Origin of the sequence: Curtobacterium subtropicum, assembly GCF_030362975.1 — a bacterium.
GTDB lineage: Bacteria > Actinomycetota > Actinomycetes > Actinomycetales > Microbacteriaceae > Curtobacterium > Curtobacterium subtropicum.
Genome location: NZ_JAUCMM010000002.1, coordinates 143,206 through 166,210, shown reverse-complemented (window position 1 = coordinate 166,210; position 23,005 = coordinate 143,206). Strand labels below are relative to the sequence as shown.

At 72.3% G+C, this 23,005-nt stretch carries 13 protein-coding genes; 12 read left to right on the top strand and 1 reads right to left on the bottom strand.

Features of this window, described 5'->3' with window-relative positions:
• The first annotated feature begins 82 nt into the window (after positions 1–82).
• The 4 genes from QUG98_RS03975 to QUG98_RS03960 all read left to right on the top strand — a co-directional run bounded on the left by QUG98_RS03975 (position 83) and on the right by QUG98_RS03960 (position 5,798).
• Entirely contained in the window at positions 83–1,387 is a 1,305-nt protein-coding gene (locus tag QUG98_RS03975; protein WP_289469323.1) for an ABC transporter substrate-binding protein, read from the top strand.
• 56 nt (positions 1,388–1,443) lie between these two features.
• A complete protein-coding gene (locus tag QUG98_RS03970) occupies positions 1,444–2,400 on the top strand; it encodes a carbohydrate ABC transporter permease (protein WP_289469322.1) in 957 nt (318 codons plus the stop codon).
• Positions 2,397–3,293, top strand: coding sequence for a carbohydrate ABC transporter permease (locus QUG98_RS03965; protein ID WP_289469321.1), 897 nt, complete (start codon positions 2,397–2,399; stop codon positions 3,291–3,293). The genes QUG98_RS03970 and QUG98_RS03965 overlap by 4 nt, the downstream gene beginning before the upstream one ends.
• Before the next feature lie 105 nt (positions 3,294–3,398).
• On the top strand, positions 3,399–5,798 hold the full coding sequence (locus tag QUG98_RS03960; protein ID WP_289469320.1) for a glycoside hydrolase family 31 protein: 2,400 nt from the start codon (positions 3,399–3,401) through the stop codon (positions 5,796–5,798).
• A 60-nt stretch (positions 5,799–5,858) separates the two neighbouring features.
• Here the strand turns inward: QUG98_RS03960 and QUG98_RS03955 are convergent, their stop codons facing one another.
• The gene (locus QUG98_RS03955) at positions 5,859–6,884 is read right to left on the bottom strand and encodes a LacI family DNA-binding transcriptional regulator (RefSeq protein ID WP_289469319.1); all 1,026 of its coding nucleotides are present in this window, start codon (positions 6,882–6,884) and stop codon (positions 5,859–5,861) included.
• Positions 6,885–6,936: 52 nt separating this feature from the next.
• Here QUG98_RS03955 and QUG98_RS03950 point away from each other — a divergent pair, with 52 nt between their 5' ends.
• The 8 genes from QUG98_RS03950 to QUG98_RS03915 all read left to right on the top strand — a co-directional run bounded on the left by QUG98_RS03950 (position 6,937) and on the right by QUG98_RS03915 (position 22,942).
• On the top strand, positions 6,937–8,799 hold the full coding sequence (locus QUG98_RS03950) for a glycoside hydrolase family 2 protein (RefSeq protein WP_289469318.1): 1,863 nt from the start codon (positions 6,937–6,939) through the stop codon (positions 8,797–8,799).
• Positions 8,800–8,881: 82 nt separating this feature from the next.
• Entirely contained in the window at positions 8,882–11,098 is a 2,217-nt protein-coding gene (locus QUG98_RS03945; RefSeq protein ID WP_289469317.1) for an ArnT family glycosyltransferase, read from the top strand.
• 52 nt (positions 11,099–11,150) lie between these two features.
• Entirely contained in the window at positions 11,151–11,873 is a 723-nt protein-coding gene (locus QUG98_RS03940; protein ID WP_289469316.1) for a response regulator transcription factor, read from the top strand.
• Positions 11,874–12,007: 134 nt separating this feature from the next.
• The gene (locus QUG98_RS03935; protein ID WP_289469315.1) at positions 12,008–13,492 is read left to right on the top strand and encodes a sensor histidine kinase; all 1,485 of its coding nucleotides are present in this window, start codon (positions 12,008–12,010) and stop codon (positions 13,490–13,492) included.
• A gap of 164 nt (positions 13,493–13,656) precedes the next feature.
• Positions 13,657–13,977 (top strand): hypothetical protein, encoded by a 321-nt coding sequence (locus QUG98_RS03930; RefSeq protein ID WP_289469314.1) that lies wholly within the window; start codon positions 13,657–13,659, stop codon positions 13,975–13,977.
• 76 nt (positions 13,978–14,053) lie between these two features.
• Positions 14,054–15,334: a glycosyltransferase gene (locus tag QUG98_RS03925; protein ID WP_289469313.1), complete on the top strand. Its 1,281-nt coding sequence runs from the start codon at positions 14,054–14,056 to the stop codon at positions 15,332–15,334.
• 250 nt (positions 15,335–15,584) lie between these two features.
• Positions 15,585–21,158 (top strand): glutamate synthase-related protein, encoded by a 5,574-nt coding sequence (locus QUG98_RS03920; protein WP_289469312.1) that lies wholly within the window; start codon positions 15,585–15,587, stop codon positions 21,156–21,158.
• Positions 21,155–22,942 (top strand): sulfite reductase subunit alpha, encoded by a 1,788-nt coding sequence (locus QUG98_RS03915; RefSeq protein ID WP_289469311.1) that lies wholly within the window; start codon positions 21,155–21,157, stop codon positions 22,940–22,942. The genes QUG98_RS03920 and QUG98_RS03915 overlap by 4 nt, the downstream gene beginning before the upstream one ends.
• Positions 22,943–23,005 lie beyond the last annotated feature (63 nt).

Genomic DNA, 23,005 nt, shown 5'->3' with positions numbered 1-23,005 from the left:
CGGTCACTCTCGTTGACTTTGCTTTTACAGCGCTGTAAAACAGAGCACGCGCGACGAAGCGCACGAGGGAGTGACCATGGTCATGAGCAACAGGACGGCGACGACGGCACTGAGCCGCCGCGGGTTCCTCGCGAGTGCCGTCGGGGGGACGGCCCTCGGGGCGCTGACACTCGCGGGGTGCTCGACGCGGCCGCCGAGCGGCTCCGCCGCAGCCGGGACGACGTTGCGCTTCTACGAGCAGAAGCAAGAGGTCATCGCGTACTTCGACGATCTGCTGCGACGGTTCGAGCGCGAGCACAGCGGTCTCCACGTCGTGCACGACAGCACGGTGGCGATCGCACCGCAGTTCGTCCGCGGGGAACCCGCCGACGTCGGCTGCTTCAACGACAACCTCGAGCTCGCCCGGTACGTCGAACGCGGCGTGCTGCGTGACCTGGGCGACCTGCCGTCCGCGGCGAGGGTGCGCAAGGACATCGACGGGCTGACGACCCAGTACGCGAAGTTCGAGGACCGCACCAGCGTGCTGCCGTTCTCGCTCGCCGCCGCCGGCGTCATCTACAACAAGCGCATCTTCGCTGAGCAGGACCTCCCCGTGCCGACGACGTGGGACGAGTTCGTGGACGTCTGCACGGCGCTGCAGCAGACGGACGTCATCCCGGTCTACGCCACGGACCGCGACACGTGGACGCTGTGGCAGGGCTTGTTCGACTACTCGGTCGGGAGCCTCGTCGACACCGGGGTCTTCTTCCGAAAGATGAAGGAACAGGGGACGGACGTCGGCCCGGACTCCGAGGTCTCGTTCGAGAAGGACTTCGCGCTGCCGATGGAACGAGCGAAGACGATCTCGTCCTTCTTCAACCCCGACCACGCCACCCGCTCCTACGCTGACGGCAACCTGGCGTTCGGGCAGGGCAAGGTCGCGATGTACCTGCAGGGTCCATGGGCGCTCAGCCAGATCGCCCTGGTCGACGAGGACCTCCCGGTCGGTACCTTCGCGCTGCCGGTGTCGAACGACCCCGCCGACCGACAGGCGCGCGTCAACATCGACCTCGGACTGTGGATCCCGACCACCACGGCGCACCTCGACGAGGCCCGGGAGCTCGTCGAGTTCCTCATGCAGCGGGACGTCATCAACGCCTACAACCTCGACAACCTGGCGTTCGCGACCACCGAGGACGCTGCTCCGCAGAACGACGAACGCATCGCCGGCCTGCAGCAGTACGTCGACGACGGAGCGTTCTACCAGGGCGCCGGGACCTTCGTCCCCACATCGATCCCGCTCGGCAACTACCTGCAGACGGCGATCCGCAGCGGAGACTTCGAGTCCATGCTGCGGAAGCTCGACACCGACTGGCGGCGGCTCGCGGGCCGTTCGGCGACCGTCTGAACAACGGCTTCCGACACCGACGACCCGGCACCGCTGACACGGACCCAGGAGCTCCCATGACCATGCAGACCCCGCTGAACCCCGACACCGAGGAACCACGTCCCGGTCCTGCCACGACGGCGTCGCGCGTGCACCGACGCGTCGGCTCGCTGAACCGCACCGAGGGCGTGTACTACCTGTTCCTCGTGCCGGCCCTCGTGCTGTTCACGGCCTTCGTCGTGGCACCGGCCGGCGTCGGCGTCTTCTACAGCTTCACCGACTACCTCGGCTTCGGGCAGTGGCACTTCCTGGGCATCGAGAACTACCGCGCCCTCGTCTCCGACCCGGCGATCCTCGGGTCGTACGGGTTCACACTCGGCTTCGCCGTCGTGACGGTGATCGTCACGCAGGTGATCGCCCTGGCGCTCGCGGTCGCCCTCACGAAGCGGGTCCGCTTCGCCGGGGGGCTCCGCGCGGTGTTCGTGATCCCGATGGTGGTGTCCGGCATCATCGTCGCCTACGTGTTCAACTACCTGTTCTCGAACACCCTGCCCGCCCTGGCGACCTCGGTCGGCTTCGGTCCGCTCGAGCAGAGCATCCTCGGCGACCCCGACCTCGCCTGGCTCGCGATCGTCGTCGTGTCCGCGTGGCAGACGATCCCCGGCGCCCTGCTCGTCTACACGGCGGGGCTGACCTCGATCCCGACCGACGTCTACGAGGCCAGCTCGCTCGACGGCGCCGGCGCGTGGAAGCAGCTCCGATCGATCACGCTGCCGCTCATCGGCGGGTTCATCGTCATCAACACCGTGCTCGGCGTGAAGGGCTACCTCGGCGCTTACGACGTCATCGTCGGCCTCACCAACGGCGGTCCGGGCTCTGCGACGAGCAGCGTCGCGATGACGATCTTCACCGGCTTCACGAGCGGCGACTACGCCTACCAGATGGCCAACGCGACCGTCTTCTTCATCATCACCGTCCTCATCTCGGTCCTGCAGCTCGCGGTGACCCGCGGAAGGAACCTCCGACTCGCATGAGCGCCATCGACACCCGTTCCCCGGCGACCGCCGCCGCTCGCACCCCGAGCGACCGCCCGCGCCGACACCGGCTCGGTCGGTTCGACTGGCCGCTGACCATCGTCCTGGCGGTCGCGTCGCTCACCGTCCTCGTCCCGCTCTACGTCACGGTCGCGATGGCGTTCAAGACGCCCGCGCAGGCCGTGGACGGCAACGCCCTCTCGCTGCCGCTGCCGTTCAACCCGGCGAGCTTCGCCGAAGCGTGGACCCTCACCCGGTTCCCGGTGTCGTTCTCGGTCTCGGTGGCGGTCGCTGCGCTGACCGTCGTCGTGACGCTCCTGCTCAGCTCGCTCGCCTCGTACGCGATCGTGCGCAACTGGCACCGCCGGTTCTTCCGCTGGTCGTTCGTCTACCTGCTCGCCGCGATGTTCCTGCCGTTCCCCGTCGTCGCGCTGCCGCAGATCAAGTTCACGGCGATGCTCTCGCTCGACAACCCGATCGGGGTGGCGATCCTGCACGCGATGTTCCAACTGTCCTTCAGCGTGCTGCTCTACTCGGCGTTCCTCCGGTCAATCCCCGTCGAACTGGAGGAGAGCGCCCGCATCGACGGCGCGTCCACCTGGCAGATCTTCTGGCGCGTCATCCTGCCGCTGCTCGGGCCGATGAACGCGACGGTCGGCATCTTCGCGTTCCTGGCGTCCTGGAACGACTTCATGCTGCCGTCCCTCGTCACCGCGGATCCGGGGCTGCAGACACTGCCCGTGGTGCAGAACATCTTCCAGAGCCAGTTCGGCACGAACTACAACGTCGCCTTCGCCTCGTACCTGATGGCCATGGCGCCGACCATCGTGGTCTACCTCTTCGCGCAGCGCTGGGTGATCAGCGGCGTGACGCAGGGCGCCGTGAAGAGCTGACCCGAGCCCCAGGCCGACGCCAGCGCCCAGCGTGACCCGTGACGCGAGCGCGACCCACGCCTCCAGACCGACGACGGCCGCACCGGCCGGGACAGGACCACCATCGTGACCACGCCGCCCACCGGGCCACTGCCCACCATCCGCCCCTTCCCGGGATCCGATCCTGTCGCGTCCCCGGACGCCGTCGTGCAGGGCGACCACTGGCGTGTCACCGTGCTGCAGGACGGCCTGTTCCGTGTCGAGTGGAGCGACGACGGCGCGTTCGAGGACCGCGCCTCGACCTTCGCGATCCGGCGGCGACTCGACGTCCCCGAGTACACGGTCACGCGACGCGGCGACGGGGTCGAGGTGACGACGGACCGGGCGACGCTGCGGTACGACGGACGGCCGTTCTCGGCGACCGGGTTCGTCGTCGAGACCTCCGGGCCGGACGCGAACCGGTGGCGCTACGGGCAGGAGCCACGTGACCTCGGCGGCACCGGTCGGACGCTCGACGACGTCGACGGCCGTATGGCGCTCGAGTCCGGCGTCCTGGCACGGGACGGCATCGTCGCGCTCGACGACAGCGGGTCCTTCCTGTTCGAGGACGACGGCTGGGTCGGGAGTCGCGCGCCCGGACGACGTGACGTCTCCGTGTTCGCGTACGGGCGTGACTACGACGCAGCACTCCAGGCCTTCCACGCCGTCTCCGGGCCGCCGACGCTGCTGCCGAGGTGGGCGCTCGGCAACTGGTGGAGCCGGTACCACCCGTACTCGGACGAGTCCTACCTGGCGCTGCTCGACCGGTTCGCCGAGGAGCGCCTGCCGTTCTCGGTCGCCGTCATCGACATGGACTGGCACCGTGTCGACTCCGTGCCGCCCCGGTTCGGCGACGGCTGGACCGGGTACTCGTGGGAGCCGTCGCTCTTCCCCGACCCGGCTGCGTTCCTCGGCGAGCTGCACCGCCGCGGCATGCGCACGACGCTCAACCTGCACCCGGCGGACGGTGTCCGCGCGTTCGAGGACGCCTACCCGGCGATGGCGGCCGCGACCGGCGTCGATCCGGAGTCCGAGCAGACGATCGGCTTCGATCCGACCGACCCGGCGTTCCTGCGCGCGTACTTCGACGTGCTCCACCGCCCGCTCGAGGAGCAGGGGGTCGACTTCTGGTGGATCGACTGGCAACAGGGACGGACGACCAGCATCCCCGGGGTCGATCCGCTCTGGCTGCTCAACCACTTCCACCTGCTCGACTCGGCCCGGGACGGCGGGACGGGGATGACGTTCTCGCGCTACGCGGGCCCGGGGAGCCACCGCTACGCCGTCGGGTTCTCCGGTGACGCAGTGGTCTCGTGGGCGTCGCTGGCGTTCCAGCCGGAGTTCACCGCCACCGCGGCCAACATCGGGTACCCCTGGTGGAGCCACGACATCGGCGGGCACACCCGCGGGGTCCGTGACGACGAGCTCGCGACGCGGTGGGTGCAGTTCGGCGTGTTCTCCCCGGTCATGCGCCTGCACTCCGCGAACAACCCCTTCATCCGCAAGGAGCCGTGGATGTTCCCGGCCGAGTCCCGCGCCGCCATGGGCGCCGCCCTGCGGTTCCGCCACCGGCTCGTGCCCTACCTCCACACCATGAACCACCTCGCCGCCGCCGGCACCGCCCTGGTCCGCCCGATGTACCACCTCGAGCCGCACCGCGACGAGGCGTACCGGGTGCCGAACGAGTACGCCTTCGGCACCGAGCTGCTCGTCGCACCGATCGTCGAGCCGCGCGACCAGGTCACCCTCCGTGGTCGTGCCCGGGCGTGGCTGCCGCCGGGGACCTGGACCGACGTCTTCACGGGTACCACCTACGCCGGGGACCGGTTCGTCGAGCTCCACCGCACGATCGAGACCGTCCCGGTACTGCTCCGCGCCGGCGGGATCCTGCCGCTCGCCGCGCCGGAGGAGGTCGACGCGACGGTCAACCCCGCGGCACTCGAGGTCCTCGTCGCACCGGGGACGTCAGGGTCGTTCACCCTGGTCGAGGACCGCGAGGGACCTGCTGCCGTCGAGGGGTCGGACGGCCCACTGGGCGCCGACGGAGCGGGTCCGTGCAGGACGACGCTCACCTGGGACCGCGACGCCGCCACCTTCCGGATCGACCCCGCCACCGGTGACACCGGCGCCGTACCTGCTCGACGACGGTGGCGGATCACGTTCCTCGGCACACCCGCAGCCGGACAGGAGACGGCAGTCGTCGACGCGGGCCGGTTCTCCGTCGACGTCGAGGCCGCATCCGACGAGGGTGCCGTGCTCACGCTCGCCGGTGTCCCGACGGTCGGGGTCGACGCCCGCGACGCGGCACGCGACCTGCTCGAGCGGGCGCAGGCCGGCAACCCGGAGAAACTGGCCGCGTGGGAGGTCCTGGACCGGAACGCGCCGCGGGCGGACCGCATCGTCGAGCTCGAGTCCGTCGGGCTTCCCGGGTCGCTCCGGAGTGCGCTCGTCGAGCTCCTGGGGAGCGTGCACCCCGACGAGGCCTGACCGGGGCCGTCGAGGAACGACGCCGACGTCGTCCCGCACGGGTCGGGCGGACCCGCGGGTTCAGTCGACCGAACCGTCCGGGTACGGTGCGCTCTCCCCCACGAGCAGACGGTGTCCGACCGTCACGGACCGGCCGGCGCCGGGGCGGCCCTCGATGCGCTCACGCAGACGCTCGAGCGCCGCCTCGGCGAGCGCCACGGTGTCCGGCGCGACCGACGTCAGGCTCGGGACCAGGCTGGATGCGAGGCCGATGGCGTCCCACCCGACCACCGCGACGTCACGGGGGGCGTCGAGGTCCCGGAGCCGCATCGCCCGCAGGGCGCCGACGGCCGCCAGGTCGTCGCGGCAGAGCAGCGCGTCGATCGACAGGCCGGCGTCGAGCGCACGACCGAAGGCATCCTCGGCGCCGCGGGCATCGCCCACCGCGCGCGGGACGCAGAGCGACGGGTCGAAGGGCAGCCGTGCAGCGGCCAGCCCGTCGCGGTAGCCCTCGAGACGGAAGGCCGAGGTACGGGACAGCCCGCCGACCTCGTGGCCGAGGAACCCGATGCGCCGACGCCCGAGCGCGACGAGGTGCGCCACGGCCTCGGCGGCAGCTCGGACGTTGTCGATCGCGACGAGGTCGGCGCCCTCGGGCCGGACGTCCTCGCCGAGGAACACCACGGGGGTGTCGCCGCGGGCACGATCGATCTCGGTGGGCGTGTGTTCCTGGGGGTGGATGACGACGCCGTCGACCACGCCCGCCTCCCGCCCTCGGACGGCGGAGAGCTCTCCGCCGGCGGATCCGGCGGTCTCCTCGAGCAGGAGCTGGTACCCCTGTGCAGCGCAGACCCGGGAGAACACGTGCGCGAGCTCGGCGAAGTACGGGCGCCGGAGGTCGGGGAAGGCGAACGCGAGCATGTTCGTCCGGCCGGTCGCGAGGCGGCGACCGGCCACGTTCGGTCGGTACCCGAGCGCGTCGACGGACCGCTGCACGCGGGAGCGCATCGCGTCGCTGACGTGCTCGTAGCCCCGCACGACGTTCGAGACCGTCTTCATCGAGACGCCGGCGTGCTCGGCGACGTCCTGCAGCGTGACCCGTCCCACTCGCTCACCGTATCGTTGACGGCCGATTTACAGCGCTGTACATTCACGGACCATGAGCAGCGTCGCCCCCTCGGGTCCCCTCGACCCCGACACGGTCCCCCTCGCGAGCCGACAGGACGGCCGGTACCCGCGACCGCAGCTGGTGCGGCGCGACTGGGTGGACCTCTGCGGCCCGTGGGACTTCCGCCACGACGACGGGGACACCGGGAGGGAGGAGGGCTGGGCGACCGGTCTGCCGTCGCCGCGCACGATCACGGTGCCGTTCCCCCCGGAGTCGGAGGCATCGGGCATCGCCGAACCGGGGTTCCACCCCGTGGTCTGGTACGCCCGGACCCTGGGCCGCGACGAGCTCGCGGCCGCGGGCCACGGACCCCGCCGCCCGCGCCTGCTCCTCCACTTCGGTGCCGTGGACCACAGTGCACAGGTCTGGATCGACGGCCGGTTCGTCGGGCAGCACGAGGGTGGTCACACGCCGTTCACCCTCGACGTCACCGCCCTGCTCACGGACGGCTCCGACGCCGACGAGCACCTGCTCGTGGTCCGCGCCGAGGACGACCCGCACGACGTCACCCTGCCGCGCGGCAAGCAGGACTGGCACGAGGACGCCCACGCGATCTGGTACCGCCGCACGACGGGGATCTGGCAGACGGTCTGGCTCGAGGCTGTCCCCACCGGCGCGATCGACGCGGTCCGGTGGACTCCCGCAGGCCCGACCGCCAGCGCGCTGTCGGTCCGTTTCCGTGGCCCGGTGCCGGACGGCGCGCGGCTGCGGATCGCCCTCCGCTTCGACGAGCGGGACGAGGACCTCGGGAGCACGGAGTGGGACGCGACCCACAGCCACCCGACGCTCGACGTCACGGTGCCGGTCGCCCGCCAGCGCAACGGGCAGGCCGAGGACGAACTCACCTGGTCCCCGGAGACGCCGCGGCTCGTCGACGCCGTCCTCACCCTGGTCGACACGGACGGTCGGGTGCTCGACGTGGTGGGGAGCTACCTCGGCATCCGCAGCGTCGGCGTGGGTGGCGGCCGCTTCCTCCTGAACCGTCAGCCGTACACGATGCGCAGTGTCCTCGACCAGGCCTTCTGGCCGCAGTCGCACCTCGCGGCACCGCACCCGCTTGCCCACCGACAGGAGGTCGAGCTCGTCAAGGCGCTCGGCTTCAACGCGGTCCGGCTGCACCAGAAGATCGAGGACCCACGCTTCCTCTACTGGGCGGACCGCCTCGGCGTGCTGGTCTGGGGCGAGGCGCCGAACGCGTACGAGTTCTCCCCCACCGCCGTGCAGCGGCTCACCACCGAGTGGATCGCCGCGGTCGAGCGCGACGTGTCCCATCCGTCGATCGTCACCTGGGTGCCGCTCAACGAGTCCTGGGGCATCCAGCACGTCGTCACCGACCCCGCGCAACAGGCGTACGCCCGGGCGCTCGTCGACCTGACCCGGGCACTCGATCCCTCCCGGCCGGTGGTCAGCAACGACGGCTGGGAGCAGCAGGACACCGACATCGTCACGATCCACGACTACGAGGGCGACGGGGCGGTGCTCGCACGCACCTACGCCGACGAGACAGCACGCACCCGTGCCCTCGAAGGACTGGCGCCGTCCGGACACCCGCAGTTCGTCGGCGGGGCGGTCGACCGCGGGCAGCCGGTGATGCTGACGGAGTTCGGCGGCGTACGGTTCCGACCAGCCGGCCACGGACAGGACGGTTGGGGGTACACCTCTGCAACGGACGGCCCCGACTGGATCGCCCGTGTCGCAGCGCTGCACGACGCAGTGCGCGCGAGTTCGTTCCTCGCGGGGTCCTGCTGGACGCAGCTCACCGACACGATGCAGGAGACCAACGGCCTGCTGGCCGCCGACCGCTCGCCGAAGGTCCCGATCGAGCAGATCCGTCGCGCGGTGACCGGAGGGTGACCCGAGCCGCGTCGCTGCGGTCTTAGGGAGCACCAAGGCAGCACATCGGTACGGCCGACCTGGCGCGGCGATGCTCGCTGCCATGACCACCTACCCGATCCCCGTGACCGACCGTCACGACCGAGCGCACCCGGGAGCGCCGACGCGCCGCCCGGCCGCCGCCCGTCTGTTCCTCGGCGAGCGCGAGGACGCCCGCTGGCTCCGCCCGACCTTCTGGGCGCTCCTCGTCGTCACCGCCGTCGTGTACCTGTGGGACCTCAGCATCTCCGGGTACGCGAACAGCTTCTACGCCGCCGCCGTGCAGGCCGGCACGAAGTCGTGGGAGGCCTTCTTCTTCGGCTCGCTCGACTCGTCGAACTTCATCACCGTCGACAAGCCCCCGGCCTCGCTGTGGGTGATGGTGCTGTCCGCCCGGGTGTTCGGCTTCTCGTCGTCCAGCCTGCTGCTCCCCCAGGCGCTCATGGCCGTCGGGTCCGTCGCCCTGGTGTGGGGCACGGTCCGGCGCACTCTCGCCCGCCTCGGCGCGACGACCGCGAACGTCGGCGCACTGCTCGCCGGCTTCGTCGTCGCCGCGACCCCGGCCGCCGCGCTGATGTTCCGCTTCGACAACCCGGACGCGCTCCTCGTCCTGCTCATGACCGCGGGCGCGTACTGCACCGTCCGGGCGCTCCCGAAGGGCAGCTGGCGGTGGATCGCCCTGGCCGGCGTCGCCCTCGGTTTCGCGTTCCTGACCAAGATGCTCCAGGGGCTGCTCGTCCTGCCGGCGTTCGGCCTGGTCTACCTGTTCGCCGCCCGCACGAGCTGGGGCCGGCGTGCCATCGGTCTCGGCATCGCCGCGGTGTCCCTGGTCGTCTCTGCCGGGTGGTGGGTCGTCGCCGTGGCGCTCTGGCCCGCGGAGTCCCGTCCCTACATCGGCGGGTCGACGGACAACACGGTCCTCGACCTCGTGTTCGGCTACAACGGTCTCGGCAGGATCTTCGGCGGCTCCGGCAACGGTGGTGGCGGCATGGGCGGCGGCACCGCGGGCTCGTCGTTCGGCGGCTCGACCGGGCTCGACCGCCTGTTCTCGTCGGAGATGGGCCTCGAAATCTCCTGGCTCCTGCCCGCCGCGCTCATCGCACTCGTGCTCGGCCTGGTGGTCGTCGGCCGCCGGCACCTCGCCGACCCGGCCCGCGCCGGCCTGGTGCTCTGGGGCGGTTGGCTGATCGTCACCGGCCTGGTGTTCTCCTTCATGTCCGGCACGATCCACCCGTACTACACGGTCGCCCTCGCCCCCGCGATCGCCGGTCTGGTCGGCACCGGCGGCGCGCTGCTCTGGCACGCCCGCGAGCGCATCACCGGTCGCCTCGGCCTCGCCGCGATGGTCGGCGGCACCGCGTACTGGAGCTGGTGCCTGCTGAACGAGAACCCGACGTGGCTCCCGTGGCTGCGCTGGGTGGTCCTGGTCGGCGGGCTCCTCTCCGCAGCCGCGATCGTCGTCGGCAGCGTTCCCACCCTCCGCAAGGCGGTCACCGTCGGCGTCCTCGCGGGCACCCTGTTCGGCCTGACCGGCACCACCGCGTACGCGCTCGCGACGACGAGCGTCGCGCACTCCGGGTCCATCCCGAGCGTCGGTCCGGCGGGCAGCAGCTCCGGCGGGACCGGCGGCTTCCCCGGTGGCGGCGGACAGCCTGGAGGGACGGGAGGCCCCGGCGGATCGACCAGCGGCAACGACGGCGACAGCTCGCAGCAGGGCCCCGGCGGTACCCCTCCGAGCGGCACCGCCGGCCAGGCGCCCTCCGGTGAGATGCCCTCCGGTGAGATGCCGTCCGGGCAGATGCCGTCCGGTGAGATGGGCACCCCGCCCGGTGGCTCGGCCAGCGGCACCCAGAGCGGCACGTCCGACTCCTCGACCGACTCGACTGCCGACGGTGACGCCCCGTCCGGCGGCGGGATGGGCGGCGGGATGGGCGGCGGCGCGTCGACGTCGTCGGCGCTGGAGAAGCTGCTCACGGCCACGGACACGACCTGGGCAGCTGCGGTCGACGGGTCCCAGTCCGCGGCGCAGCTGGAGCTCGACACGGACACCGCGGTGATGGCGATCGGCGGCTGGTCGAGCGACCCGACCCCCACCCTCGCCGAGTTCAAGGCGTACGTGCAGGAGGGCAAGGTCGCCTACTACATCGCATCCGGCAACGGTGGTGGCCGGATGGGCGGCGGCTCGTCCACCTCGAGCGAGATCGCGCAGTGGGTGGAGGACACCTTCACCAGCACCACGGTCGGCGGCCAGACGGTCTACGACCTGAGCACGGCGGAGTGACGGCTCCACGATGAGCGGCGACGAGGACACGGCGGTGGCTAGGCTCCGGAGCATGGCGGACCGACCACTCCGGCGCACCGACGGCAGCCCCGTCCGTGTCCTCGTCGTCGACGACGAGCACGCCCTGGCCGAAGCCGTCACCCTCGCGTTCGAGGGCGACGGCTGGGCCGTGCGGGCAGTGCACCGCGGACGGGACGTGCTCTTCGCGGCGCGGGACTTCCTGCCCGACGTGGTCGTGCTCGACGTGATGCTGCCGGACATCGACGGGTTCGAGGTCCTCGAGCGGCTCCGGGACGCCCGCGACCCGGTCCGGGTGCTCTTCCTCACCGCGCGGGACGCCCCCGAGGACCGGCTCGCCGGGCTCACCGGCGGCGGCGACGACTACCTGACGAAGCCCTTCGGCATCGACGAGCTGCTCGTCCGCGCCCGCATCCTGGCCCGGACCGCACCGCAGGTGGTCGCGGCACCGGGGTCGTCCGCGGTCGTCGTCGGCGACCTCCGGCTCGACGAGGAGGACCGCTCCGTCCTGCGCGACGGCGAGCCGATCGAGCTCACGCCGACCGAGTACGAGCTCCTCCGCCACCTCGCCCGGAACGCGAACCGGGTGCTGTCCCGCGAGCAGATCCTGGCGAGCGTGTGGGGCATGGACTTCGGCACGTCGTCGAACCTCGTCGACATGTACGTGTCGTACCTGCGGCGGAAGCTCGACGCCGGGCGCGAGCCGATGCTGCAGACGGTCCGGGGTGCCGGCTACGTGCTGCGGCCGACGACGTGAGCCGGCCGGACCGGGTGGGTCGCGCCTCCCCCCACCGGCACGGCCGGCCCGCCGCTGGCGCGTCGGTCCGGAACCGGCGGCGTGGGCCCAGACCGTCGCGTGCCCCGTCGCTGCGGTGGCGGATCGTCGGGGCCGTGGCGCTGCTGCTCGTCGCGACGAACGTCGTCGTCGGGGCGGTGACCGTGGTCGCGTACCGCGAGTACCTGGTCGGACGGCTCGACGCGGAGCTCGCGACCGCGGCAGGGCGCACGCCGGGCGGGCAGCCGCCGTCCGGGCCGCCGCCGGACTCGTCCAGCGGTCGGCCGGACCCGGACAACCGGTTCATCGGTGCACCCGGACAGGCAGCCGACACCGTCGTCGCAGTCCTGCGCGACGGGGACGCCGTGCTCGCCGGGTACACGGACGCCGCGGGCGAGCAGCACGCCCTCAGCCGGGCGCAGCGGACCGTGCTCGCGGACGTCGAACCGGACGCGGACCCGACGACGGTCTCACTGGGGTCGCTCGGGGCGTACCGCGCGCAGGCGGTCACCCGGAACGGCGACGTGTTCGTGACCGCGCTGCCGCTCGGTGACCTGCGCGCGTCGGTCGTCCGGCTCGTCGTCGTCATCGGGAGCACGACGCTGCTCGCGCTCCTCGTCGCCGCCTGGGCGCTGACCCTGGCGGTCCACCGGTCGCTGCGCCCGCTCGAGCGGGTCGCGTCCGTGGCGTCGGGCGTCACCGCCCTCGACCTCGAGCGCGGCGACGCCGACATCGCCGCCCGGGTGCCCTCGTCGGACCTCGAGGTCAGCCGCGAGGTCGGGCAGGTCGGCACCGCGCTCAACCGGCTGCTCGGCCACGTCGGCCGGGCGCTCACCGTCCGCCGCGACGCCGAGCGGGGCATGCGCACCTTCGTCGCCGACGCCTCACACGAGCTGCGCACGCCGATCGCGACCGTCCGAGCCTACGCCGAGCTGTCCACCGGGACGCAGGACGTCGACGCACTGCACCGCAACGCCGAACGCATCGGCCGCGAGGCGGTGCGGATGGGCGACCTGGTCGAAGAACTCCTGCTGCTCGCCCGGCTCGACGCCGCAGCGCTCGACGCCACGGCACGCGACGCCGCGTCCTCGGCGGCCCGGTCCGGTGCCGTCCACGACGAGGTCGACCTGTCCGCCGCTGTGGTCGAGGCCGTGATGGACGCCAGGGCCACGGCCCCGGACCACCGGTGGACGCTGCAGCTCGCCGACGACCACCCCCTGACGGTGTCCGGCGACGCGGGACAGCTGCGGCGTGCCGTCACGAACCTGCTCGCGAACGCCCGGACGCACACACCGACCGGTACGACCGTCGTCGTGTCGCTGCAGCACGTCCCGGTCACCGAGGCCGACGGCGGCTCCGCGCGGCTGGTCGTGGCGAACGACGGTCCGCCGATCGAGGCCGAGGTGCTGCCGGTCCTGTTCGACCGGTTCACCCGGGGCTCGTCGTCCCGATCGCGGGAGCACGGGACGAGCGGACTCGGCCTCGCGATCGTCCGGGCGGTCGTGACCGCACACGGCGGGAGCGTCCGGGTCGTGTCGGAGCCGGGACGGACCGCGTTCACCGTCGACCTGCCGGAGACCGGGACCCGAGCCGACGCCTGACGATCCCGGTGCACGCCGCCGGGATCCCGCGAACCAGGATCGTCACACGACCGCCGTACTCGCGTCCGCAGGCCGCCGGGGCGCAGGCGGTTCCGCACGCCCGCCCGCACGCCCGACCGACCGACCGACGAGTACGCTGCGGGCACCAGCGGAAGGGGAACGCGATGGACACACGACACGGCGACGTGCGGGACGGCGATCCGCGAGCGACGGGCCAGCGGTTCACCCGGCTGCCCGAGCGTGCCCGCACCGAGGACCTGGTCGTCGAGGTCCCGGCGTTCGAGGACGACCGTCCCCAGCCCGAACCCGAGCCACCGGCCGCCGCCCCCGAGCTCGTCGCGGCGACCCGGTTCGCGCAGACCTCGCACGCGACGCCGACGATCCGGCGGACGCAGACGCGCGCAGGACTCTGGATCGCGGGCGTGCCCATCGCGGCGCTCGCCGTCGTCGCCGTCGTGCAGATCGTCCTCGGCACCACCGGCTGAGCCGTCCCGCCGCTTCTTAGGGGCACCACAGGGTGCTGCTGCGGTCCCCATCGGCACGCTGCCGAGCCTGGGCGACATGACGGAAGCAGCCACCCCCCACGAGAGCAGCACCGCCCTCGACATCGACATCGTCGTCCCCTGCCACAACGAGCAGGGCACGCTCGCCGCCCACGTCCGGCGTCTGCACCACTTCTGCCGGACGTCGTTGCAGCACACCTGGCGCATCACGATCGCCGACAACGCCTCGACCGACGACACCGCTCGGATCGCCGACGACCTGGCCGCGATGCTGCCGGAGGTGCACGCCGTCCACCTGCCGCTGAAGGGCCGCGGACGGGCGCTCAAGGCGGTCTGGGCAGCGTCCCCGGCCGCGGTGCTCGTCTACGTGGACGAGGACCTGTCGACCGACCTCGCGGCACTCGAACCGCTCGTGGCACCGCTGCTCTCCGGCCACTCCGACATGGCGATCGGCACGCGGCTCGCCGGGTCCTCCCGAGTCGTGCGGGGCGGCAAGCGGGAGTTCATCTCCCGCTCGTACAACCTGCTCCTCCGCAGCACGATGGGCGTCTCGTTCTCCGACGCCCAGTGCGGGTTCAAGGCGATCACCCGTCAGGCGGCGGACCACCTGCTGCCCCTCTGCGAGGACGACGCGTGGTTCTTCGACACCGAGCTCCTGGTGCTGGCCGAGCACGCGGGGCTGCGCATCCACGAGGTCCCGGTGGACTGGGTCGACGACGTGGACTCCTCCGTGCACATCGCGTCGACCGCCACCGAGGACCTCAAGGGCATGTGGCGCGTCTCCCGCGGTCTGGCGACGGGGCGCATCCCGATCGCGCCGGTGTACGACGCGATCGGTCGACAGCCCTTCACGACACCGCACGTGGGGATCGTCGGGCAGCTCCTGCGGTTCGGCACCATCGGCGTGCTGTCCACGGTCGCCTTCGCGCTGCTCTACGCGCTGTTCCGCCCGGCGATCGGCGCGCAGACGGCGGACTTCCTCGCGCTCCTCATCACCGCGATCGGCAACACCGCGCTGAACCGTCGCTTCACCTTCGGGGTGCGCGGCCGGGCGGGTGCCGGGGTCCACCACGTGCAGGGGCTCGTCGTGTTCGGCATCGCGTGGGCGATCACCGCGGGGTCGCTCGTCCTGCTGCACACGACCGTGCCCGGGGCCTCGCACGGCGCCGAGGTCCTCGTGCTCACCGGCGCGAACCTCGTCGCGACCCTGGTGCGCTTCGTCCTGTTCAAGGCGTGGGTGTTCCGCTCCCGGCGGCGCCCGGTGCTCGTCCGACCCGGAGCCTCCCCCGCAGCCGCACAGCCCGAGGACCGCCCGCTCCTCGAGCACCGCGCACGCTGAGTCTCTCCCCCTTCCCGGCCGGAACGGGAACGGGACCGGCACCGGGCCGGACGGGAGGCGCGTGCGGAACCCGCCCCGCGCCTCCCGTCCGGCCGGTCTGTTGCACCTGCGGTATACCAACCCGTAGCATCGGCTCACCGCACCACCCCCACACAGGGCCACGACCGCCACCACCGGTCCGCCCGCGGCGAGCGCTCCACCGATGCAGCCCTGGCCGTCCGCTGCCGGCTGAGCCCCACTGGACCCGCACGTGAACCCCTCCCCCTTCGGTCTGTACGACCCTGCCCGCGAGTCGAGCGACTGCGGCGTCGGCTTCATCACCCGCCTCGACGGCACCCCGAGCCACGACGTCCTCCGCAAGGGCGACGAAGCGCTCTGCTCGATCCCGCACCGCGGTGGCAAGTCCGCCGAGGGCGTCGGCGACGGCGCCGGCGTGAGCATCGACCTGTCGGTGGAGTTCTTCAGCGCGATCACCGGCGCGGCCCTGCGCGCCGGGCACTTCGGCGTCGCGAACTGCTTCGTGCCGTCCGACCCGGCCGAGCGTGCCGCCGCCGAACAGACCGTGACGGGTGCGATCGAGCACGAGGGCTTCGAGCTCCTGCTCGTCCGCGACGTCCCCGTCGACCACTCGGTCGCCCGCCCCGAGGCCGAGCAGTACCAGCTGCCGATCGTGCAGTGGGTCTTCCGTGCGCCCGCGTCGTGGGAGCGCTCGGAGGTCGACGCCGCCGCGAACCGTGCGCTCCTGGCCGTCGAGCGCGTCTCCTACACGCAGGCCGCCGAGGCGCACGCCCCGCACGCCGCCCTGTACCCGCTGTCGCTCAGCGCCCGGACGCAGATCCTCAAGGGCCGTCTGAACTCGGGCGAGGTCATCTCGTACTTCCGGGACCTGACTGACCCGCGGCACTCGGTGCGGACGCTCTACTTCCACACCCGGTTCTCGACGAACACCGAGCCGCACCCGACCATGGCGCAGCCGTTCCGCCTCATGGCGCACAACGGTGAGCTGAACACCGACCGGAAGAACCGCCTGTCGGACGAGGCCCTCGCCGCCGCCCGCACGCGCAGCATCGTCCGGCCGCCCGGGCAGTCGGACTCGAGCCGCCTCGACCAGACCCTGCAGAGCCGGGTGTTCGACGACGGACTCGACATCGTCGAGGCCGTGGTCACGCTGATGCCGCCGGCGTGGGAGAACGACCGCACCCTGACGCCCGACGTCCGCGACATGCTCGAGTACTTCTCGCTGTACGAGGAGAAGAACGACGGCCCCGCCGCGGTGATCTTCAGCGACGGGGACGTCGTCGGCGCGCGGCTCGACCGCCTCGGGCTCCGCCCCCTGCGCACCGTGCAGACGGCCGAGTACCTGATGGTGGCGTCCGAGGCCGGCCAGGTGGCCTTCCCGGCCGGCGAGGTCGTGCACCGCGGCCGGATCGAGGCCGGCGGCATGCTCGTCGTCGACCACCGCACCGGATCGGTGATGCGCACCGACGAGGTCCTCCGGATGCTCGCCGCCCGGCGCGACCACGGCACGCTCCTCGACGCCGCCCGCGTGCACCTGGACGACCTGCCCGCGCCGGACTACGACCGGGGCACCAGCACGCTCGGCTACGACGGCGACCTGTCGCTCGCCGGCCGCTACGTGGCGTACTCGCTGAACCAGGAGAGCTTCCGGTTCATGCTCGACCCGATGCTCGCGAACGGCTCGGAGCGCATCTCGGCGATGGGCTACGGCACCGCCATCAACGCGCTGAGCGACACCGAGGGCGGCATGGCGAAGTACTTCTCGCAGCGCTTCGCCCAGGTGACGAACCCGCCGCTCGACTCGATCCGCGAGGCCGACGGCATGTCCATGCGCGTCGCCCTCGGCAGCAAGCCCGACGGGACGGGCAGCGCCACCGGCAGCGGAACCGGCGCGCCCAGTCGGCAGATCGTGGTGGACTCCCCCGTCCTCGGGCACCTCGACATGGTGCGCCTGCGCGACCAGAGCATCGTGCCGCTCGAGCGCTTCGACATGCTCTACGTGCCGGTCCTCGGTGACGAGCCGGCGAACGCCGACGCGGTCCGCTCCGCGACGGAACGGCTCGCCGAGGCCGTCGTGGCCTTCGCCGAGCACTCCGGCGGCATCGCGGTCCTGACCGACCGCAGCGTGTCCTCGACGCACGCGCCGCTGCCCGTGATCCTCGCGGTGGCCGCGGTCAACCAGCGGCTCATCGAGACCGGGCTGCGGCTGCGCGTGTCGATCGTCGCCGAGTCCGGGCAGCTGCCGTCGTCGCACCACGTGGCGACGGCCCTGGGGTTCGGCGCGTCGGCCGTGTACAGCCTGTCCGCACGGCTCCGTGCGGAGGAGAAGTACCCCGCCGAGGCCGCCCCGGCCGGCGAGTACACCGCCACCGACCTGGCCCTGCAGCGCTTCCGCAAGGCCGCCGAGAAGGCCCTCGCGAAGACGATGGGCCGCGTCGGGCTGTGCACGGCCGAGAGCTACATCGGCGGCGAGTTCTTCGAGCCGAACTACCTCGACACCGGCGACGACCTGTTCGCCCGGGTCTTCCCGCACATGGCCGCCCCGGTCGGCGGTGTCGGCTTCGCCCGGATCGCGCAGGCCGCGACCGACTGGCACGAGCGCGCCCGGACCGTGGCGTCCGAGGGCCAGGTGCCGCTGCTCGGGCTCTTCAAGGAGCGCTCGGACGGCGCGGGCCACTCGTTCGGCGTCGCGAGCGTCCGCGGCTTCGGCGGCATGACCGAGGAGCGCCCGGCCTTCGAGCGCTCCGGTGACTCCGACGCGCTGCGGCTCCTGACGCTCCGACAGCTCGACGACTCCTTCGGCATCTCCGACGCCGCGTACCGGAACACCGGCTACGACCGGCTGAGCGACGCCGAGATCGACGCGCACCGGATCACCCCGGGCTACGTCACGTTCCTGCAGACCACGCACGACGAGCGGTCCCGCCGGCCCGCCGCCCTGCGCGACGTACTGGCATTGCCCGCGGACGTCACCGGCATCGACAAGGCGGAGGACTTCGCGCGCGAGCTCGGCCGCTTCGCGACCACCGGCAACACCAGCATCACGGTGCGCGGTCTCGCCGGCTCGCGTGACGACGCCGAGGGACTGCCGGGAGGCACGGGGCGCTTCACCCTGCAGCTCACCTCCACGGGACCCACGGGCGCAGCGCGTCACCGTGCCCTCGCGGACGGGCTCGCCCTGTTGCACCCCGGCACGGTCGACGTCGACGAGGTCGCCGACGACCACGTGACGCTCCGCGCCACCGGTGCCGCCGCCGAGCTGCTCGGTCTGCTGCAGCAGGCACCGGCGAGCGTCGACGTGGCCGCGGTCCAGCCCGCGCACGAGATCACCCGCACCCTGGCGTCCGGTGCGATGAGCCACGGCGCCCTGGTCGCGACGGCGCACGAGGCTGTCGCGCACGGTACGAACATGGTCGGCGGCATGTCGAACTCCGGCGAGGGCGGCGAGCACCACTCCCGCTACGGCACGATCCGCGGGTCGCGCATCAAGCAGTTCGCCTCGGGCCGCTTCGGCATCTGGGCGGGCTACCTCGCCGACCCGATGCTCGAGGAGCTCGAGATCAAGATCGGCCAGGGCGCGAAGCCCGGCGAGGGCGGCCAGCTCCCCGCCCCGAAGGTCACGGTGGACATCGCCGCGGCCCGGGGTGGCACGCCCGGCGTCGAGCTCATCTCGCCGCCGCCGCACCACGACACGTACTCGATCGAGGACCTCGCGCAGCTCATCCACGACTGCAAGGCCGCGCGGGTCCGGGTCGTCGTGAAGCTCGTGTCCTCCGAGGGCATCGGCACGATCGCAGTGGGTGTCGCCAAGGCCGGCGCGGACGTCATCAACGTCGCGGGCAACACCGGTGGCACCGGCGCCGCCGCGGTCACGAGCCTGAAGTACGCCGGCCGCTCCGCGGAGATCGGCGTGGCCGAGGTGCACCAGGCCCTCGTCGCGAACGGCCTGCGCCAGAAGGTCACGCTCCGCTGCTCCGGTGCACACCAGACCGGCTCGGACGTCGTCACGAGCGCGCTGCTCGGCGGGGACTCGTTCGAGTTCGGCACGACCGCGCTGATGATGCTCGGCTGCGTGATGGCGAAGAACTGCAACGTGAAGTGCCCGGCCGGTCTGACGACGAACGCCGAGGCCTTCGAGGGCGACCCCCGTGCGCTCGCGCAGTACCTACTCAACATCGCGCACGACGTCCGGCAGATCCTCGCGCGCCTCGGCCTCCACTCGCTCCGCGAGGCCCGGGGCCGTACCGACCTGCTGCAGCTCCTCGACCACCCGGCGTCCGTCGGGCGGCTCGACGTGCGGAACCTGCTCGCCCAGGTCCCCGAGGAGGTCGTCACCGACCCGGAGTACCTCGAGAAGGACTTCCGCACCGACGACGCGCTCATCGAGCAGGTGCGCGCGGCGCTCATCGACGGGCACGAGCCCGCGCTGGTCGTGGACGGCATCGTCCTCGGCAACGCCGACAAGTCGGTCGGCGGGCAGCTCGGCATCGACCTCGAGCGCATCCTCGACCACGAGCTGCGGGGCGTCGACCTGTCCGCGCACCCGGCGGTCACCACTGACGACCGCGGGCGTCGACGGCTGGTCGACGGTGCACTGACGATCCGCACGAGCGGCTCGGCCGGGCAGTCGTACGGTGTCTTCACGAACGACGGCACGACGCTCGACCACACCGGCACCGCGAACGACGGTGTCGGCAAGAGCCAGTCCGGCGGGCGGATCGTCGTCCGCGCCCCGGGCGGCGGGAGCGCCGAGCGGGGCGGCAACGTCCTCGTCGGCAACTTCGCCCTGTTCGGCGCGACCGGCGGCCGCACGTTCGTCGAGGGCGAGGCCGGCGACCGGTTCGCCGTCCGCAACTCCGGCGCGACCGCGGTGGTCGAGGGCCTCGGTGACTTCGGCTGCGAGTACATGACCGGCGGCGCCGTGCTCAACCTCGGCGGCTACGGCAAGGGGCTCGGCAACGGCATGTCCGGCGGCTTCCTGTACCAGTACGACCCGTCGGGCACGGTGACCGAGCGCGCGAGCACCGACTCGCTCCTCGTCTTCCCCGTGACCGAGACCGAGCGCGGTGCGTTCCACGAGGCCGCGGCGAAGCTCCTGCTCGAGTGGCACCTCGAGGCCACCGGGTCCGCCCTGGCCGAACGGCTGCTCGCCGACTGGTCGACCACCCGCGAGCACGTGTTCGTCGGGATGCCGCGCGCGCTCCTGCTCAGCCAGGACGCCGACGAGATCCTCGCCGCGGCGACCCGGAACGAGCTGCTCGACGAGCTCGCGGGCTCCGTCGCGACGGACCGGCTCCGCTCGTTCAAGCTCGACTACCGCGACCGCAAGACCGTGCTCGATGGCCGTGCCCCGACGCTCGGTGACCAGGGCGACGACACGTTCTCGCTGCTGTCGTCGTACACCGTGCTCGGGGTCGCCCAGGACGTGGCGCAGGAGCGGGTGCCGGGGGCCGCGCCGAACGACCCCCGCGTGACCGAGGCCGTGCGGAACCTCGTCCTGACCGAGGACTTCCAGGTGAAGCAGCGCGTCGTGAAGTACCTCCGCAGCACGTTCGACCGGTTCGCCGACGACGAGCTCGCGACCCTCATCGCCGTCAAGCGGCTCGACGACTCGAAGCGTGCCCTCGCGCAGCGGAACAACCGCAGCGCGGACATGCCGGGCACCACGGGGTGGATCATGCACCAGAACGCCAAGAACGCCGGGCGGGTCCGCGCGGCCCGCTTCGACGAGCTGCTCGCGACCGCGGCGCTCGAGGACATCGCCGCCCGTGCACCGCAGGCCCCCGTCGAGGCGGTGTCGGCATGAGCACGCTCCCTCCCACCGGGCAGCTGATCCCGGTCGACGCACCGTTCTCGGCGGCGCAGGAGTCCTGGCTCGCCGGGTTCATCGCCGGCATCGCGGCAGCCGGCAAGCGCGCAGCCGGCGGTGCCCCGACCACGACGGTCGACGTGCTCTTCGGCACCCAGACGGGCAACGCCGAGTTCCTGGCCGACGAGCTCGTCGCGGGCGCGAAGGCCCGCGGGCTCGGCGGTCGGGCGACCCCGCTCGACGCCGTGACGCCGGAGCAGCTCGCCGGGATGTCGCACGTGCTCGTCGTCACCTCGACGTACGGCGAGGGCGAGATGCCCGACAACGCCGGCCTGTTCTGGGACGCACTGCAGGCGAGCACCGTGCCCCGGCTCGAGGGCCTGCAGTACGCCGTCCTCGGCCTCGGCGACACGAGCTACGACGAGTTCTGCCAGGCCGGCAAGCTCCTCGACACCCGCTTCGAGCAGCTCGGTGCGACGCGGATCCACGACCGCGTGGACTGCGACGTCGACTTCGAGGACCCCGCCGCGCTCTGGAGCGCCGCGGTGCTCGACCGACTCGCCGCAGCGGCCGGTGGCCAGCCGGCCGCGTCCGGCCCCGCCGCCGGGGCGACCCCCTCGTCCGCCGCAGCCGTCGGTGCCGTGTCGGGTCGCGCCTCCCGGCCGGGCTCGCAGTGGACCAAGCGCACCCCGTACCGCGCGCCGCTCGTCGTCAACCGGCTGCTCTCCGCTCCGCGCAGCGCGAAGGAGATCCGGCACTTCGAGTTCGACCTCGGGGACTCGGGCATCGAGTACGCGGCCGGTGACGCGCTGGCGGTGGTCCCGCACAACGACCCCGCGCTGGTCGAGCAGCTGCTCACGCACCTCGGCGCAGACGGATCGGCGGACGTCGACGGGCGACCGCTCGCCGAGGTCCTCCGCACCGACCGGGAGATCCGGACGCCGTCGAAGGACCTCGTGGCCGACCTGGTGCAGCGGGCACCGGCGTCGGAGCTCGCGGCCGTCGTGTCGCACGGTGACAAGCACGAGCTCGACCGGTGGCTGTGGGGCCGTGACGTCCTCGACCTGCTCCGCGACGCCGGCAGTGCCGCGCCGACGATCGAGGAACTGCTCCCGACCCTGCGCGGCCTGCAGGCGCGGCAGTACTCGATCTCGTCGAGTCCGCTCGCGCACCCGGGCCGCGTCCACCTCACCGTCGCGTCCGTCCGCTACGGCGACGCGCACCGCACGCACGCCGGCGTCGCCTCGACGTACCTGGCGGACCGGGTGCAGGCCGACGGCGAGGTGGGTGTCTACCTCCAGCCGAACGCCGCGTTCGGGGTGCCCGCCGACGGCGACGCCCCGATGGTCATGATCGGCCCGGGCACCGGCATCGCCCCGTTCCGCGGGTTCCTGCACGAGCGGGCCGCCGCGGGGGCGACCGGGCGCAACTGGCTGTTCTTCGGCGACCAGCACCGCGACACCGACTTCGTGTACGAGGACGAGCTGACGGAGCTGCAGGAGCGTGGTGTGCTCGACCGGCTGGACCTGGCGTTCTCGCGCGACCAGGCCGAGAAGGTCTACGTGCAGACACGGATGCGGGAGCAGGCGGCGGAGCTGTACCGGTGGCTCGAGGACGGCGCACACGTGTACGTCTGCGGGGACGCGTCGCGGATGGCGAAGGACGTCGAGCAGGCATTGCTGGAGGTCATCCGGACCGGGCGGGGCCGCGACGAGGACGACGCGCACGCGTACCTGGCGGACCTGCGGCGCGCGAAGCGGTACGTGCGCGACGTGTACTGAGCCGCGGAAGAGGCGCTTCCGCTCGTGGGAGGCACTTCCGCACGTGGGAGGCACTTCCGCTCA

Bases quoted from the DNA above. Each gene is read 5' to 3' on its own strand.
- QUG98_RS03965 (WP_289469321.1), top strand. From the start codon at position 2,397: ATGAGCGCCATCGACACCCGTTCCCCGGCGACCGCCGCCGCTCGCACC.
- QUG98_RS03925 (WP_289469313.1), top strand. From the start codon at position 14,054: ATGACGGAAGCAGCCACCCCCCACGAGAGCAGCACCGCCCTCGACATC.
- QUG98_RS03930 (WP_289469314.1), top strand. From the start codon at position 13,657: ATGGACACACGACACGGCGACGTGCGGGACGGCGATCCGCGAGCGACG.
- QUG98_RS03915 (WP_289469311.1), top strand. From the start codon at position 21,155: ATGAGCACGCTCCCTCCCACCGGGCAGCTGATCCCGGTCGACGCACCG.
- QUG98_RS03950 (WP_289469318.1), top strand. From the start codon at position 6,937: ATGAGCAGCGTCGCCCCCTCGGGTCCCCTCGACCCCGACACGGTCCCC.
- QUG98_RS03975 (WP_289469323.1), top strand. From the start codon at position 83: ATGAGCAACAGGACGGCGACGACGGCACTGAGCCGCCGCGGGTTCCTC.
- QUG98_RS03945 (WP_289469317.1), top strand. From the start codon at position 8,882: ATGACCACCTACCCGATCCCCGTGACCGACCGTCACGACCGAGCGCAC.
- QUG98_RS03970 (WP_289469322.1), top strand. From the start codon at position 1,444: ATGACCATGCAGACCCCGCTGAACCCCGACACCGAGGAACCACGTCCC.
- QUG98_RS03940 (WP_289469316.1), top strand. From the start codon at position 11,151: ATGGCGGACCGACCACTCCGGCGCACCGACGGCAGCCCCGTCCGTGTC.